At 70.8% G+C, this 15,083-nt stretch carries 15 protein-coding genes; 5 read left to right on the forward strand and 10 right to left on the reverse strand.

The features are described from left to right. Positions 1–131: 131 nt before the first annotated feature. The 3 genes from ABZV44_RS18765 to ABZV44_RS18775 form a co-directional block, all read right to left on the reverse strand. Positions 132–1,118, reverse strand: a complete 987-nt coding sequence (locus ABZV44_RS18765; protein ID WP_354837632.1) for a cytochrome c oxidase assembly protein — start codon at positions 1,116–1,118, stop codon at positions 132–134. 63 nt (positions 1,119–1,181) lie between these two features. Beyond that, entirely contained in the window at positions 1,182–2,867 is a 1,686-nt protein-coding gene (locus ABZV44_RS18770; protein ID WP_354837633.1) for a metallophosphoesterase, read from the reverse strand. Between the two features lie 113 nt (positions 2,868–2,980). Continuing rightward, positions 2,981–3,676: a TetR-like C-terminal domain-containing protein gene (locus ABZV44_RS18775; protein WP_354837634.1), complete on the reverse strand. Its 696-nt coding sequence runs from the start codon at positions 3,674–3,676 to the stop codon at positions 2,981–2,983. A 100-nt stretch (positions 3,677–3,776) separates the two neighbouring features. On the opposite strand from ABZV44_RS18775, the gene ABZV44_RS18780 reads away from it, so the two are divergent. Then, positions 3,777–5,948 carry an MMPL family transporter gene (locus ABZV44_RS18780; protein ID WP_354837635.1) on the forward strand — a complete coding sequence of 724 codons (2,172 nt, stop codon included), beginning with the start codon at positions 3,777–3,779 and terminating at the stop codon, positions 5,946–5,948. Between the two features lie 28 nt (positions 5,949–5,976). Here the strand turns inward: ABZV44_RS18780 and ABZV44_RS18785 are convergent, their stop codons facing one another. The 5 genes from ABZV44_RS18785 to ABZV44_RS18805 form a co-directional block, all read right to left on the reverse strand. After that, positions 5,977–6,639: a DedA family protein gene (locus ABZV44_RS18785; protein WP_354837636.1), complete on the reverse strand. Its 663-nt coding sequence runs from the start codon at positions 6,637–6,639 to the stop codon at positions 5,977–5,979. Between the two features lie 46 nt (positions 6,640–6,685). Further along, positions 6,686–8,014: a hypothetical protein gene (locus ABZV44_RS18790; RefSeq protein WP_354837638.1), complete on the reverse strand. Its 1,329-nt coding sequence runs from the start codon at positions 8,012–8,014 to the stop codon at positions 6,686–6,688. Positions 8,015–8,196: 182 nt separating this feature from the next. After that, a complete protein-coding gene (locus tag ABZV44_RS18795) occupies positions 8,197–8,526 on the reverse strand; it encodes a DUF202 domain-containing protein (protein WP_354837640.1) in 330 nt (109 codons plus the stop codon). Further along, positions 8,523–8,864: a DUF202 domain-containing protein gene (locus ABZV44_RS18800; RefSeq protein ID WP_354837642.1), complete on the reverse strand. Its 342-nt coding sequence runs from the start codon at positions 8,862–8,864 to the stop codon at positions 8,523–8,525. The genes ABZV44_RS18795 and ABZV44_RS18800 overlap by 4 nt, the downstream gene beginning before the upstream one ends. A gap of 85 nt (positions 8,865–8,949) precedes the next feature. Further along, entirely contained in the window at positions 8,950–9,771 is an 822-nt protein-coding gene (locus tag ABZV44_RS18805; protein WP_354837643.1) for an alpha/beta hydrolase, read from the reverse strand. 156 nt (positions 9,772–9,927) lie between these two features. On the opposite strand from ABZV44_RS18805, the gene ABZV44_RS18810 reads away from it, so the two are divergent. Continuing rightward, the gene (locus tag ABZV44_RS18810) at positions 9,928–10,266 is read left to right on the forward strand and encodes a YciI family protein (RefSeq protein ID WP_354837645.1); all 339 of its coding nucleotides are present in this window, start codon (positions 9,928–9,930) and stop codon (positions 10,264–10,266) included. After that, complete coding sequence (locus ABZV44_RS18815; protein ID WP_354837646.1) at positions 10,263–11,498, forward strand: DUF6596 domain-containing protein; 1,236 nt, start codon at positions 10,263–10,265, stop codon at positions 11,496–11,498. Before ABZV44_RS18810 ends, ABZV44_RS18815 begins: the two co-directional genes overlap by 4 nt. A 1-nt stretch (position 11,499) precedes the next feature. On the opposite strand, the gene ABZV44_RS18820 is transcribed toward ABZV44_RS18815, so the two are convergent. After that, positions 11,500–12,048: a helix-turn-helix domain-containing protein gene (locus ABZV44_RS18820; RefSeq protein ID WP_354837648.1), complete on the reverse strand. Its 549-nt coding sequence runs from the start codon at positions 12,046–12,048 to the stop codon at positions 11,500–11,502. 75 nt (positions 12,049–12,123) lie between these two features. Here ABZV44_RS18820 and ABZV44_RS18825 point away from each other — a divergent pair, with 75 nt between their 5' ends. Both ABZV44_RS18825 and ABZV44_RS18830 read left to right on the forward strand, forming a co-directional pair. Then, a complete protein-coding gene (locus ABZV44_RS18825; RefSeq protein WP_354837650.1) occupies positions 12,124–13,467 on the forward strand; it encodes a hypothetical protein in 1,344 nt (447 codons plus the stop codon). Then, complete coding sequence (locus ABZV44_RS18830; RefSeq protein ID WP_354837652.1) at positions 13,464–13,898, forward strand: hypothetical protein; 435 nt, start codon at positions 13,464–13,466, stop codon at positions 13,896–13,898. The genes ABZV44_RS18825 and ABZV44_RS18830 overlap by 4 nt, the downstream gene beginning before the upstream one ends. Here the strand turns inward: ABZV44_RS18830 and ABZV44_RS18835 are convergent. Continuing rightward, positions 13,895–15,058 (reverse strand): low temperature requirement protein A, encoded by a 1,164-nt coding sequence (locus tag ABZV44_RS18835; protein ID WP_354837654.1) that lies wholly within the window; start codon positions 15,056–15,058, stop codon positions 13,895–13,897. The genes ABZV44_RS18830 and ABZV44_RS18835 overlap by 4 nt on opposite strands. Positions 15,059–15,083 lie beyond the last annotated feature (25 nt).

A 15,083-nucleotide genomic window follows, 5' to 3' on the forward strand; every position in this document is an offset into this window, starting at 1 on the left:
CGCTGAGCCTTTCGCTAGTGACCCAGGCAACCTTTCGGCGCATAAAGAGGCCCGCCTCACACCCCTGCGCTTAGGAAGCGTCCTGATATCACCGACTCCCAAAGATGGTGAGACAGGTCACCTTTCAGCGATCAGCGGCGGAAGCGCTCGCGCAGCTGCGGGTCGTTCTCCCACCACAGTCCGGTGGACACCGGCTCGTCGTCGGCCTCCGCGTCCCGGGTCGCGGTGCGCGACACCACCTTCCGCCGCGACCGCGCCGCCTCGGCGGCATCCAGCTCGGCATCGATCTCCCCGGCCCGGCGCTTCTCGTCGGCGGCGAAGGCACGCATGACGACCAGCGAGTAGATCAGCCCGAGGAAATCGCCGAGCAGCCACAGGATGCCCGCGCCGATGGTCTGGTCCAGGCGCGCGTCCGGACCCCAGGTGCGGCCGAGCGAGCCGTAGTAGCCGGCGGCGACCAGCGGTCCCAGCCACAGCACGATGCCGAGGATGCCGTCGGCCAGGGACTCCGCGATGGTGATGAGCAGCGACAGCCCCTGCGTGAAGTGCTTGGGCACCGGATCGATCTGCAGGCGCGAGTAGAAGTACAGGAACCCGATGGCCACCACGATGATTCGGGTGACCGCGTCGACGCCCCCGTGCCGCAGCACCGACTCGTACCAGGGCGAGAGGAACAACGCCCAGGGCAGCAGCAGGATCAGCATCGAGGCGGTGGCCGGGTGGGTGAGCAGCCGGGCGACACTGCCGGAGAGCATGGCGTCCAGGCGTTTCCGGCCCGCCGGGCCCAGCGCCGCGCGCAGCACGGTGAACGGCGCACCGGCCGCGAGCGCGAAGGGCACCAGGTAGAGCAGCAGGAGCACCTGCAGCGCGCGCACCCAGAACAGGGTGTCGGAGTAGACGCCGATCATGCCGACGCCGGTGTACAGCCACACTCCCAGTCCGGCCAGCCCGAAGTAGAGGGCCCGGCTCACCGGAAGCTGTTCGCCGCGCTGTCTTCCCTTGAGAAAGCAGGCCGCGTACGCGAGTCCCAGGAGCGCGATGACCAGCACGGTCGAGGTGTCCCAGCGCCAGGAGCTCACCAAACTGCTCAACTGCAGCGGTGTTCGGGTCTGTAGCACGGGACCCAGTATGCGCCGTGCCGCCGCGGGGGTCGGCACGGCTCCCGGGAACCCGTTGCGCGGCTAGCGGGAGACCAGGCGGCGGTAGGTCACGGTGTCGAATTCGCGCCCGTGCTCGTCGACCGCGACCACGTCCATCTCGCTGGAGAACACGCCCGGCCGCACATCCACGCGAATGAACGAGTAGCGGCTGAACCGCACCCGCGACCAGGCGACGGCCTCCTTGCCCTCCTTACCGTCGGAGCCCCACAGGGTGCTCTCCGGCACGAAGGTGTCGGGCCGCTCGTTGCCGCGGTAGGTGTCGCCCGCGGCGAAGGCGCCGTGCGCCGCGCCGCCTCCGCCGACCACGTAGTACACGGTGCCGTCGGTGTCGGGGTAGACGATCGAGTTGTCGGGTGCGGCCTTGGTCGGCTGCCCGCCACGCATCGGGTCGGTGCGCTCGAAGTTGTGGTTGTGGCCCTGCAGCACCAGATCGACCCGGTACTTGTCGAACAGGTCGGCCCAGGCTCCGCGCACGCCGCCGTCGCTGGCGCCGCCGATGCCGGTGGCGTAGGCGCACTCGTGGAAGAAGCAGACGATGAAGTCGATGCTCGGGTCGGCGCGGTAGTCCGCCAGGGTGGATTCCACCCAACTGTTCTGTGCGCCACCGGAATAGCCGAGATTGGCGCGGACCTGCCAGCTCACCTCGTTGGCGTCCAGCGACAGCACCGCCACATTGCCGTAGGTGAAGGAGTACACCGACGGGCAGCCCGCGGGCCCGTTGTCCGGAAAGTCCATGCGCGCCATCAGGCCGCCGTAGCCGTGATTGCCGTAGACGGCTTCCATGTCGTGGTTGCCGGTGGCGAACATCCAGGGCACGTGGCCCGCGCTGCTCTCGATGGCCTGCAGGTAGGTGTCCCACACGAACGGGTTGTAGGCGTCGATGGCGTCGGTGTCGGCCTTGCCGTTGGGCACGAACCAGTCCGGGCCGCCGCCGTGGGAGGTGTCGGCGTAGCAGATGTCGCCGGCCAGAATGTGGAATTCCGGGTTGCTGGCGACGATCTGGCGCTGGATGTTCTCGGCATTGCGGGAGCTCGGGGCGTCGCCGTCGCCGTACTTGTTGCGGTAGGCGCCCGCCGGCATGCCCGCGGGCAGTGCCGGGGTGTCGTCGACGCCCTGGTCGCCCATCATGGTGAAGCGGAACGGCAGCAGTGCGGCACGCGAACTCGGCATGGCGGTGCTCGCGGAGAGCACGTCGCTGCTGTAGCCGTCGGCGGTGCGCCAGCGGTAGAAGTGCGGCAGGCGGCCGGGTAGTCCGTCGACGGGGGCGTGGACGTAGAACTGTTCGGCCGACAGCACTCCCCCGTCGGTGCGCGGGAGCTGGGTGACCAGGTTGCGAACCTCGGCCTCGAGGGTGCCGCCGAGCGCGGGGGTCGGGCCGTGATCGAGGAAGACCTTGGTGGCGCCCGGGTTTCGCGACAGCTGGGCGGAGAAGCGCAGCTGGGCGGCCGCGTCCGTGCCGTACCCGACGCGGCGGCCGCCGACGGTCAGCGGGGCGTCGTCGGCGTAGGCGACGCCGCGGCCGCCGAAGGCGGAGCCGAGTCCGGCGGTCATGGCCGCGGCCGCGCTGCCCCGCAGGAAGGTGCGCCGGCTCACGCGATGCCGTTTCAAATACGAACGGTGCCAGTCGTATTGCTCGTCCATCGTCATCTGCGCGGCGAGCTGTGCCGGAATGCCCGTGCGGGGCACCGTGCCGAGGGGATTCAGCATCGAGAAAACCTTGTCACCGTGAGTCCGTTTGCGCGGTCATCAAAACGCCGCAAGCTTACGGACTCGCGACATGGCGGTGAACACAGGACAATTCGCGCGGCGAGTCGCCGGAATCAGGCGGGCAGCGCGATGTGCGGATCGGTCGAGCGGTACGGCTCGGCGCGCGGGCCGGTGGCGAATCCGCGCAGCACGGTGGCGACGGCGTGATCGATGGCCGCCTCGCGATCGGCGGGCTCGGCGTCGGCCAGCGGGCCGTCGACGATCAGGCTCGCCAGTCCGTGTACGGCCGCCCATGCGGTGAACTCCGCGCCGGGCCGCTGACGCGGATCCATGAATCCCGTCGCGACCAGGGCGTCGATTCCGGTCCCGATGAGCTGGAAGATGGGATCCTCGAGCACCTCTTTGTCCACGTCGACATCGCTGCCGCAGAACGCGGTCCGGAACAGGCCGCGCTCCCGCTCGGCGTATTCGATGTAGGCGCGCCCGGCGGTGGCCAGCCGGCCGATCGCGGCCGCGGTCGGATCAGCTTGCGCCGGAACGTTTTTCATCGCGCCGTCGAGGGCCTCGAACAGGGCTTCCTCGGCCTGCTCGCGCACCGCGGCGAGCAATTCCTCGTGGCCGTTGAAGTGGCGGTAGGCCGCGGTGGCGGTGACGCCGACCGCCCGGGCGGCGGCGCGGACGGTGACCGCGGTGGGCCCGCCGATCTCGGCGAGCTGCGCGGAGGCGCTCACCAGGGCATTGCGCAGGTCCCCGTGGTGGTAGGGACCCTCGCGTGCGGGTTTCTTCGCCACATCGTCGGTGATGTCCACGACATTGATGTTGACACCTGTACAGATCGCGAGGCAAGTTAACACCCATAAAGTTCACGCCCGTCAACATCAACTCGCACGCCTCCGAGAGGAATCACCGATGAGCGCATTACTGGGCCGGATCGGCGACTTCGCCTTCCGGCGCCGTGGCCTGGTCGTCTCGATCTGGGCCATTCTGCTGATCGCCGTCGTCGGCGGCGCCGCGCTGGCGGGCGGCCGCCTCGACGACCGCTTCACCGTGCCCGGGGCCGAGTCCCAGCGGGCGCTGGACACCCTGTCCGAGACCGCGCCCGACGCGGCGGGAGCCAACGCGCAACTGGTCTTCACCGCACCCGAGGGACACCTCATCACCGAGGCGCCCTATCGCACGGCGATCCAGCACACCCTCGAGGCCGCGGGAACCGCGCCGGGAGCGATCGGGGTGACCACGCCCCAGCAGGCGGGAGCCGTCTCGCGGGACCAGCGCACCGCGATCGGTGTCGTGCACTTCGACGGCGACCGGTCCAAGGTGACCAGCGCCGCCCGGGACGCGGTCGAACGGTCGGGCGAGACCGCACGCGCGGCCGGGCTGGACGTGTCGGTCGGCGGCTCCGCCTACGGGGCCGGGCAAATGCAGCCGGGCGTCACCGAGATCCTCGGGCTCGGGGTGGCGGTGCTGGTCCTGCTGATCACGTTCGGATCACTGGTGGCGGCCGGAATGCCGATCCTGTCAGCGGTTTTCGGCATCGCGGTCACGGTGGGCGGGCTGTCCGCCCTGAGCGCGGCGGTGCCGGTGTCGTCGACCGCGCTGACGCTGGCGCTCATGCTGGGCCTGGCGGTCGGGATCGACTACGCGCTGTTCATCCTGTCCCGGCACCGGTCCCAGCTGGCCGCCGGGCTGACGCCCCGGGAATCGGCGCGGCGGGCCAATGAGACCGCGGGCAGCGCAGTCGTTTTCGCGGGTACGACGGTGATCATCGCGCTGGCGGCGCTGAGCGTGATCGGCATTCCGTTCCTGACCGTCATGGGGCTGGCCGCCTCCGGCGCGGTGCTGATCGCGGTGGCGGTGGCGCTCACATTGCTGCCCGCGCTGGCCGGATTCGCCGGCGTCCGGCTGACGCCGCGGGCGGGCTCGCGCGCCCATCGCCGGGCCACCGCCACCGGAGCCGACAGCATGGGCGCGCGCTGGGCACGGCTGGTCACCGCGCGGCCGCTCGTCACCGTGGTGGCCGTGGCCGGGGCGCTGATCCTGCTGGCCCTGCCTGCCGCCTCGCTGCGAATGGCCCTGCCCGACAATGGTTCCGCCGCCGCGGCGACGGGTCAGCGGCAGGCCTACGACACCCTCGCCGAGAAGTTCGGTCCCGGCTTCAACGGCCCGCTGGTGGTAGTCGTGGACACGCCGAACGGCGACACCCGGGCCGCCGCGACGGTCGCCGACACGGTGCGCGGACTGCCCGACGTCACGTATGTCGCACCGCCGCAGCCGACCCAGCGGGCAGGCCAGTCGCTGATCATGGTGATTCCGGCCAGCGCGCCGGAGTCGCGGCAGACCACCGATCTGGTCCACGCCATCCGCGATCGGGCGCCCGGCGCGGTCCCCGGGGCCGAGGTGGCCGTCACCGGCGATACCGCGGTCACCATCGATGTCTCGCAACGGCTTTCCGCGTCCCTGGTGCCGTTCCTGGGCATCGTGGTCGGCCTGAGCCTGGTGCTGCTGGTCCTGGTGTTCCGGTCGATCGCGGTACCGGTGAAGGCGGCAGTCACCTTCCTGCTGTCGGTCGCGGCGGCACTGGGCACCACGGTCGCGGTCTTCCAATGGGGTTGGGCCGCGGACCTGTTCGGCGTCTCGAAGGTCGGGCCGGTGGTGAGCTTCCTGCCGATCATCCTGGTGGGCGTGCTGTTCGGGCTGGCCATGGACTACGAGGTGTTCCTGGTGTCCGGGATTCGCGAACAGTGGCTGCACCGCCGCGACGCCGGGGCGTCGATCATCGAGGGCACCCGCCACAACGCCCGGGTGGTGACGGCCGCGGCGACGATCATGGTGGCGGTCTTCGCCTCCTTCGTCCCCACCGACGACGCCATGATCAAGCCGATCGCCTTCGCCCTGGCGGTGGGCGTGCTGGTGGACGCGTTCGCGGTCCGGCTGACGCTGGTCCCCGCGGTGCTGGCCCTGCTCGGCCGCCGGGCGTGGTGGCTGCCCCGCCGCCTGGATCGGGTGCTGCCGACGCTGAATATCGAAGGGCCGCAGGAGGACAGCGAGCCGGAGCCGCAGCGCGAACTGGCCGCGGTCTGAGCCGGGCGACGCCCGAAACCGATTGGGCTCAATCGGTTTCGGGCGTCATCAGTCCCTGGTGGGTCGCCTCGTACTCGGTCTCGAAGGCCCGCTCGCGGCGACGTTCGCGCAGCTTCCACACGATCAGCGCGAGCACGACGATGGCGACGACACCGATGGCCAGGTCCCGGCCGACCGTCTTGGCCACCGCCTCGTAGGACTGCCCGGCCACGAAGCCGAGCACCACGAACGTGGTGCCCCAGACGATTCCGCCGACGGCATTGAACAGCAGGAAGCGCCGGTAGGGCATGCGCGAGGTGCCCGCCAGCGCGGGCATCATGGCCCGGAAGAACGCGGTGAACCGGCCGAGGAACACCGCCCAGCCGCCGCGCCGGGCCAGATAGTCCTGGGCGCGGTCGAGGCGGCCGCGGTGCCGGTCCAGCATCGAGGCCTGCAGCAGCCTCGGGCCCACGTGCTTGCCGACCTCGTAGCCGACGCTGTCGCCGAGGATGGCGGCGGCCACCACCAGCAGGATCATCAGCCACAGCAGCACATGTCCCTGGCTGGCGGCCACACCGCCGAGCACCGCCGCCGTCTCACCGGGGATCACGAAACCGACGAAGATCGCGTCCTCGGCGAACACCAGCAGGGTGACGACCAGGTACACCCAGATCGGCGCGATATCCAATATCCGGTGCAGCAGCGAATTCATGTCCGCCACGGTACCCAGGCCGCTCGGCCACGGGCGCTCGGGACGCTCAGCTCGCGGACGCCGCCACCCGAGCCTGTTCGGGCCGCCGCCGCAGCAGCGCCCACAGGCCCAGCGCACAGCCCACCGCGAGTGCGATGGCCGCGCAGCCGGGTGCGAACGAGGTGAAATCGGCTATGGTGCACGGCTTTCCGGGGTCGATCAGCAGGCAGTGCCCACGCCGGGCGTAGTCGCGCAGCGCGAGCACCGGTGAGGGCACGTAGATCAGGGCGATGCCGAGCACCCGGGTGGAGCCGTAGCGCGGGGTGACCGCGCCGAAACAGTAACCCGCCAGCAGGGCGAGCAGCGCGTGCCCGAGCACGGTGAGGACGACGGGATGCCCGGCCACGACCGTCAGCACCGCGTAGACGGACAAGCCGATGATGCCGACCGCGGCGGCCCGCACACCGGGCCAGCGGATACCCGCGACCAGCCCGCCGGCGACCAGCGCCAAGAGACCCCAGATCGACCATCCCGGAATGCTCGTCACGAGGACGGCGCTGCCCGTCCCGGCGAGCGCCACCGCGAGCAGCACCTGGACGCCGTCCCGCCTGGGCAGCATGAGCGCGGTGAGCAGGGCCCCGGCCACCGTGGCCGCGCACGTCACCGCGATCGCGAGCGGGCTGTCGCCGTGGCGGGCCAGCACCCCGGATCCGACCAGGTCGACGCCGATCATGAAGGCGCCAGCGATGATCGGCACGATGGGCAGCTGGATCGAATGTGCTTCCACCGGATGCGCGCCCGGCTCGCGCAGGAACCGGAGTCCGATGACGAGCAGGGCCAGCGCGATCAGCCACAGCGGGGGCGCGCCGAGGGCGGGCCAGTTCTGCGGGAAGTGCGGATCGGCCACCTTGGACTCGGATTCCGGCATGAGGTCCTGGGCGACCACGCTGCCGAGCGCGCCCAGCAGCCACGCCGACGTCGCCCAGGTGTACCGGGATTCGACGCGGGAGCGGGACAGCACCCCGGCCCCCGAACCGCCGAGAATGAGCCCGCCGGCAATGGAATCCAGGAAGTTCAGGGTGGCCAGCGAGGTGCCGAGCACGGCGTGGCCCCCCAGCAGGTGATTGACGAACAAAAGCGCCGCGCCGCCCAGCGCCACACCCCAGCGCAGGCTCTGCCCGCCCAGCGCGGTGGTCAGCACCGCGATCACGATCGCGACCAGCGCCCCCGCCGCAATCGCCTGCGGCAGGCTGAAGACCAGCAGTTCCAGGTGCAGTGCCGAACTGCGAGAGGTCCACGCGAAGTCGATGGGCACCATGAGCGACAGCCCGGCGACGAGCGCCGCCAGGAACGCGGTGCCCGACTCGATGGCGTCGCGGCCGCCCCGGACCCTCATCGGGATCCGGTGGACCGAGATCCGTCCAGCCGCTGACCAGCACTCATGGCGCCAGATTAGCAATCATCACGCAATCGATCCGGGAGGTCGGCGGCCGCGTCCCGCCACCCGCGATTCGCTCACTCCGGGCCGGTGAGCATGCCTGGCTCAGGCGGTTTCGACCGCTGCCCGCCGCTGCGACGTCAGGCCCAGTGCGCGAGGACCATCGCCGTCGCGGCGAGCCCCACCGCCGTCACCCCCGCGGACACCAGGAGCAGCAGCGGCCCGGTGCCGCGATGCGCGCCGCGGTGCAGACTTCTGCTGCGCGCCATGGCGACTGCCGCCACCAGCATCATGACCACGGCCGCGCTCAGCGGCAGCAGACCGGTCGGCCGCCAGTCGATCCCGCCCTCGGCGGCCACCTTCGTGAACAGTGCGGCATTGGCGATGGCGGAGATGGCGGTGCGTCGCCAGGCCAGCGCGGTGCGCTCGGTCGCCAGTCCGGGATCGCGGGCGATCGCCGGCGCGCTCACAGGCTGAGGACGCCGACCACGGCGATCGCGGAGATCAGCGCGACACCGGCCGCGAGTACCGGGATCAGCGCATTGCCCGGCAGCCGTTTGCCCGCCCGCATGGCCCGTTCCACCTTGCGCCACTGCGCGTACGCCCCGACCGCGAGCACCACCGCCAGCACGATGGCCGACATGGCGATGGCCGCGCGCACGCCGTGGATGCGGAAGCCTTCGACCAGCGTGTGGACGGCGACGCCGCCCGCGAGCAGGCCCAGCGCGGTGCGGATCCAGGCCAGGAAGGTGCGTTCGTTCGCGAGGGTGAATCGGTAGTCGAGTTCGGTCTGCTCTTCGGAAGCCACCCCTCCAAGTTATTGCGTAATAACTGCAATAGCAGCACAGTGTGAGCACTCGGACAGGCCGGTGACCGGCCATGGCGGGCGCGAGTCAGCGCACTCGGCTCGCCGGATCCTCCGCAAGGAAGGCGTCGAGAACCTTCGCGGTGGCCTCGGCGGGGATGCCGTGATCCGCGCCGCCCGGCACCTCCACATAACGGGCGCGGGCGAGTTCGGCGGGCAGCGCCCGGGCGGCGGAGCGAACGCCGGGCCAGGAATCGGGGCTGCTGATCACGAGAGTCGCCAGGTCGAGACGGGCCATGGCCGGGGTCGGCAGATTGGGCGGGCGGCAGATGGCGGCGTCGTAGACCACCGTCTGGGCGATAGCTTCCAGCTGCGGCCAGACCGGTGAGTGCTTCACCTGCTCGACCACGTCAGGCGGCAGGCCGATGCCCTCCAGCTGCATCAGTTCCACGGCCGCGCCGGGTTCACCGCGGGCGATGAGATCGGCGAGGCGTTCCGGCAGCCGCTGCGGGGTATGGCCGGACAGACCGCCCAGCGCGAACGGCGGTTCGTAGAGGGCCAGGCGGGTGATGCGCGAGCCGGCGACCGCGGCCCGCAGGGCGAGGATGCCGCCGGAGGAGAAGCCGAAAACCGCTGCGGCGCCGCCGATATCGGTGATGACCGCGTCGAGGTCTTCGATCTCGCGCTGGACCTCATAGGCCCCGGCGCCGGCCGGAGCGATGGCGTCGGTGCTCGCACCCCGGCCGCGGCGGTCCGGGCGGACCACCGTGTAGCGGTCACTGAGCTGCTCGGCCAGGGGCGCACAGGTGCCGCTGTCGTTGAAGGCGCCGGGCAGGAAGACGAGGGCCGGGCCGGAACCGGCGCGATGGTAGGCGATGGTGGTGCCGTCGGCGGAAATAACTCTGGGCATGGTCTTCTCCGTGGTCGGGGATCGATACCGGGACGACGAACGGGAATCCCCGATTTGGACACCCTCGCTCGGCATAGTGGTGTCCATCCGCGGTCGGTCCTGTTCGTCGGGTAGATGAGTCCCGTCCGTCGTGCGGGAGATTAGGGAGTGACGACCATGCGATACCTCTTGCTGATCAGCGCCGATGAGAGCCGGGTCGACGACGTCGTCGACGGGGACGGCCTGCGGGCGTTCCGGGCGTGGCTGGACGATCTGCTCGCCCGCGGCGTGCTCACCGCCCACGAGGGGCTGCACCCCAGCCACACCGCCACCACGGTCCGGGTGCGCTGTGACGAGGTGCTGCTCACCGACGGGCCGTTCATCGAGGCCAAGGATCAGATCGGCGGCTTCGCGATCATCGAGGTGGCGGATCTGGACGCGGCCATCGAGGTGGCGGCCGGGCATCCCGCGAGTCGCTTCGGGCAGATCGAGATTCGCCCGGTCCGGACGCCGTGACCGCGGTCGACGCCGCTCTCACCGCCGCCTTCCGGACCGAGTGGGCGCGGCTGGTGGCCACGCTCATCGGCGGGCTGGGCGACTGGGATCTGGCCGAGGAGTGCGCGCAGGAAGCGTTCGCGCTGGCCTGGCGTACCTGGCCACGGGAAGGTGTGCCCGAGCGGCCCGGTGCGTGGCTGCTCACCGCCGCCCGCCGCCGCGCGGTCGACCGGCTGCGCCGTGAACGCGTCGGAGCCGAGAAGCTGCGCGCGCTGGCGCTCATCGACACCCCCGATTCCGGAGAACCCGTGTCCGGCACCGACATTCCCGACGACCGGCTGCGGCTGATCTTCACCTGCTGCCATCCGGCGCTGGCCTTCGAGGCGCAGGTCGCGCTGGCGTTGCGCACGCTGACCGGGCTCACCACCGCCGAGATCGCCCGGGCCTTCGGCGTTCCCGAGCCGACCATGGCCAAACGGCTGGTACGGGCCAAACAGAAGATCCGCGCTGCCGGGATTCCGTATCGGGTGCCGCCCGCGCACCTGCTACCGGAACGCACGCGCGCCGTGCTGGGCGTGATCTATCTGCTGTTCAACGAGGGCTATCTGGCCGGGGCGGGACCCGATCTGCAACGCCCCGATCTGGCCGCGGAGGCGCAGCGGCTGGCCGCGCTGGTGGTCGAGCTCATGCCCGACGATCCGGAGGCGGGCGGGCTGAATGCCCTTGTCCTGCTGCAGCAATCGCGTGCGGCCGCGCGGACCGGGGCCGGCGGGACGCTGATTCCGCTCGAGGAGCAGGATCGCGGCCGCTGGGATCGGCGGCTGATCGCGGCCGGGCTGGCCGAGCTGCGCCGCACGGCCCGCCGGGATCGGCTGGGCCCGTACCAATTGCAAGCGATGATCGTCGCGTGCCATGTGACGGCGGCGGGCCCGGAGGATACGGACTGGGCGCGCATCGCCGAGCTGTACGACGCGCTGATGCTCCGAATCCCCTCCCCCACGGTCGCTTTGAATCGCGCCATTGCCGTCGGCATGCGCTCCGGCCCCGACGCCGGGCTCGAACTACTCGACACGGTGGCCGCCGCACCCGGCTCCGACCTGGCCCGCCTGGTCGCCACCGCACGCGCCGATCTGCTGCGCCGCTCGGGCCGCGATGAGGCCGCGGCACGCGAATACCGGGCCGCGCTCGATCTCACCGCGAACGAGGCCGAGCGCGCCTACCTGCGCCGCCGGCTCGGCGAGGTCGGAGGCTGATTCAGCCGGCCGGGTCAGCGGGTGCCTGTTCGATCGGGAAAAGGATGGGGCTCAACAGGTATTGGCCGCGCCCGGAGCCGGGCTGGTTGGCCAGGCGCGGCAGGATCACCGCGCGCAGCTCCGCGATCAGCTGCTCGAGTTCGTCGCGGCTCAGCCAGAGCGCGTGCTGGCGGAAACCGACGAGATCGGCTGCCGGATCCGCGTTCTCGCCGTCGAGGTAGGCATTGAATTCGGCGACGAGCACCGCCATCCCGAGGGCGAAGACCGGACGGTAGCCCTCGGCGGGCAGTGCGGCGGCGGCCTCGGCGCTGATGGCCGCGTTCTCCTGGCGCAGCCGATAGCGACGCTCGACCGCGCCGCGCACCCGCCGCTCCTCGGCGACCTCGAGAATGCCGGCGGCGGTGAGGGCGTCTACGTGGCGGTACACGGTCGCTTTCGAGGTGTCCGGCAGGCGGGCACAGAGGTCGCCGGTGGTCAGGGTGCGGTCGCCGCGCAGGGCGTGCACGATGCGCAGTCGCGCCGGATGTGCCAGCAGCTCGAAGGTTTCCACTTCTCAACCTTCTCATAAGCTGCTACCTTTCTCAATCATGAGAATGCTTGCACTGATTGAGAAAGGTTCTGGGACATGACCGTTGACATCGATCCCGAGACCGTGGCCGCCACCGTGGCCGACCTGCTGCGGAACGAACGATTCGACGAGCTGGCGGAGCTGTTCGCGCCGCGACTGGCGGCCGTGGTGTCCGCGGAGACCGTCCGGGCCGGGTGGACCGGTGAGATCGCCAAGATCGGCGCGATCCGGTCTGTCGGCGCCGCGGTCACCCGGCCCGCTGCCGACGGGCTGACGCCGGTGCAGTTGCCGGTCACCTGCGAGCGAGGTGCGCTCGCGATACACCTGGCGGTGGACGCGGCGGGCCGGCTGCACGGGCTCCGGCTCGCCGCGCCGGCCGAATCCGGCTGGACGCCAACGGATTACGCGGTGCCGCACCGATTCCGCGAACGCGACGTCACCCTCGGCGCGGGCGCTACCGAGGTATCCGGCACGCTGACCCTGCCGGTCGGGAGCGGAACCGGGCCCGCCGTGGTGCTGGTGGCCTCCGGGCCCGCCGACCGGGACCTCACCACCGGTCCCAACAAACCCTTCAAGGACCTGGCGTGGGGACTCGCCGGTCGCGGTGTCGCCACGCTGCGTTTCGACAAATTGACCCACGCGCACAGCGAATTCGAGAGTGCGGCGGGGTTCACCATGGTCGAGGAGTACCTGCCGCATACCCTGGCGGCGGTCGAGGTGCTGCGCCGGGAGCCAGGGGTCGACTCGGCCCGAATCTTCGTGGCCGGGCACAGCGGCGGCGGCAAGGCAGCGCCGCGCATCGCGGCCGCCGACCCGGGCATTGCCGGGGTGGCGGTGCTGGCCGGGGATACCGTGCCGCTGCCACGGTCGATCCTGCGCGCGCTGCGGCACATCGCGGCGGTCGAGCCCGGGCAGGACATCGGCGAATTGCTGGAGAGCATGCGTGCCCGGGCGGCGCGAACCGAAAGTCCTGCGCTGTCAACCGAAACCCCGGCCGCGGACCTGCTGTTCAACTGGCCCGCATCGTATTGGCTGGACCTGCGGGGCTACGACCAGGTCGCCACCGCCGCCGCGCTGGACAGACCCATCCTGCTCATCCAGGGTGGCCGCGACTATCAGGTCACCGCCGGCGAGGACCTGCCGCTGTGGGAGGCCGGGCTGGCCGGGCGACCCGATGTCACCATTCGGGTCCACCCCACGGTCGACCACATGCTCTGCTCCGGTACCGGACCATCCACACCCGGCGGCTACCTGCGACCGCAACATGTCGATCCAGCGGTGATCAGCGATATCGCCGACTGGCTCGGCGCGGAACCCGTCCGGCCGGGCCTGGGTGAGCGCCTGGCAGCGGGCTGGAAACGCTTGCGCGGCACCGCCTCTCGAGCCAGCATCAGCGGATGAAGATGAGACATGTTGCAGTGTTGACGGCGAGCGCGGCTGCCGCCCTCGGTGTCGCCTCCGGAAGCGCGGGCGCGGCACCCATGCACACCCGCGACACCGCCATCGCGCTCGCCTATCTCGACGCGCTGATCAGCCACGACGCGTCGGCGGTACCGTTCGCGCCGGACGCGACGCGGGTCGAAGCGGGCCTGCAGACCGGCTTTTCGGGGCCGCAGCTCACCTACGACCTCGAGCACGGGCCGCAGTATTCGCTCGTGCAGCGCTTCTACAACCTGCGCCTGACCGAGGCGGACGGTGTGGTGACGGCACGGTATCTGCTGGATTCCGGCGTCGCGGGGGTGCGGCTGGTGACGGTGGACATCACCGAAACCTTCGCGATCAGTGACGGACTCATCCACACCATCGACGCCACCATCGTGCCGGTCGGCTAGCGCACCCGGGAGCGGCGCATGAGCAGCAGCGGCCGTCCGGTCGACACCACCCAGTACTCGAAGGCGTTGAGGCCGGCCAGGATCGCGGTCGCCGCGGCCAGCGTCGCGATCTGCGGCAGCAGCGGCGCGGCGGCGGTCAGGACCGCCAGCGCCAGCGCGGTGACGAACCGGCCGAGGGTGGCCGCGCCGAACATGCGCCAGCGGGTGAACAGGAAGGTGGTCACGTACAGGGTGGCGCCCAGCGGCAGCAGATATCCGGTCACGCTGTGCGCCACCGCGGTCGGATGCTCGACCATGGTGCGCGCGCCCACCGCCACCAGCACCAGGCCGATCACCAGCAGCAGGTGCCCGTAGCTGAGCACATCCCGCACGACCGTGCCGCGCACCTGGTTGGTGCGCAGCGAATGCTCGACCGCGGCGAAGCCGTAGGCGAAGTACAGCCACCACAGGCCGCAGCCGAGCACGAAGATCAGCACCACCGCGATCCAGGCCACCACGCCCAGATGTGCTTCCGCCGCTTGGGAACCCACCGAGGCGACCGTCTCGCCGAGCGCGATGATGACGAAGGTGGCGAAGCGTTCGGGCAGATGGGTCGCACCGAACTGGACCTTCTCCAGGCGGCGCGCCAGCAGCGCCGGACCACCGAAGGCCAGTGCCACCGCGATGATCCAGAGCCCGTTGCGCGTTCCGCCCGCGGGCGCGAATGCGGCTGCCACCAGGAGCACCGCCGCCGCCAGGGTCACCGTGAACGGATTGAGCCAGTTCCCGAAGGTCCCCGCCGACGAGAACGCCCGCTTGTGCTGCATCTCGCCCCACAGCAGCAGCCGCAATGCCAGGTGCGCGCCGGCCAGCAGCAGCGGTTGCGCGTGGCCGGTGAACGCGTGTGGCGCGGTGATCGCGATGACGAACATGCACAATCCGCAGGCGAACAGGAATATCCGCTGCTGGTTGGAATCCTCCACCCCGTGCACGGCCAGCGTGGTCCCCACCCACGACCACCACATGATTGCCAGCAGCAGCACCGTCTGCCCGACCGCGCCCCAGCTCTGCCCCGCCACCGCCACGTGCGCGGCCTGCGTCACCGCGAACACCAGCACCAGATCGAAGAACAACTCGGCCCAACTGGCCCGCTCGTGCGCCTCGTGTAGAGGTTCAGTCACACCCGTAAATCCCTGCCTAGCTCCA

Source organism: Nocardia sp. NPDC004860 (genome assembly GCF_040609015.1).
Lineage (GTDB): Bacteria > Actinomycetota > Actinomycetes > Mycobacteriales > Mycobacteriaceae > Nocardia.

Excerpts from the sequence above, each read along its gene's own strand:
- ABZV44_RS18780 (WP_354837635.1), top strand. The coding sequence starts at position 3,777 with ATGAGCGCATTACTGGGCCGGATCGGCGACTTCGCCTTCCGGCGCCGT.
- ABZV44_RS18790 (WP_354837638.1), bottom strand. The coding sequence starts at position 8,014 with ATGAGGGTCCGGGGCGGCCGCGACGCCATCGAGTCGGGCACCGCGTTC.
- ABZV44_RS18830 (WP_354837652.1), top strand. The coding sequence starts at position 13,464 with ATGAAGATGAGACATGTTGCAGTGTTGACGGCGAGCGCGGCTGCCGCC.
- ABZV44_RS18825 (WP_354837650.1), top strand. The coding sequence starts at position 12,124 with ATGACCGTTGACATCGATCCCGAGACCGTGGCCGCCACCGTGGCCGAC.
- ABZV44_RS18785 (WP_354837636.1), bottom strand. The coding sequence starts at position 6,639 with ATGAATTCGCTGCTGCACCGGATATTGGATATCGCGCCGATCTGGGTG.
- ABZV44_RS18770 (WP_354837633.1), bottom strand. The coding sequence starts at position 2,867 with ATGCTGAATCCCCTCGGCACGGTGCCCCGCACGGGCATTCCGGCACAG.
- ABZV44_RS18805 (WP_354837643.1), bottom strand. The coding sequence starts at position 9,771 with ATGCCCAGAGTTATTTCCGCCGACGGCACCACCATCGCCTACCATCGC.
- ABZV44_RS18810 (WP_354837645.1), top strand. The coding sequence starts at position 9,928 with ATGCGATACCTCTTGCTGATCAGCGCCGATGAGAGCCGGGTCGACGAC.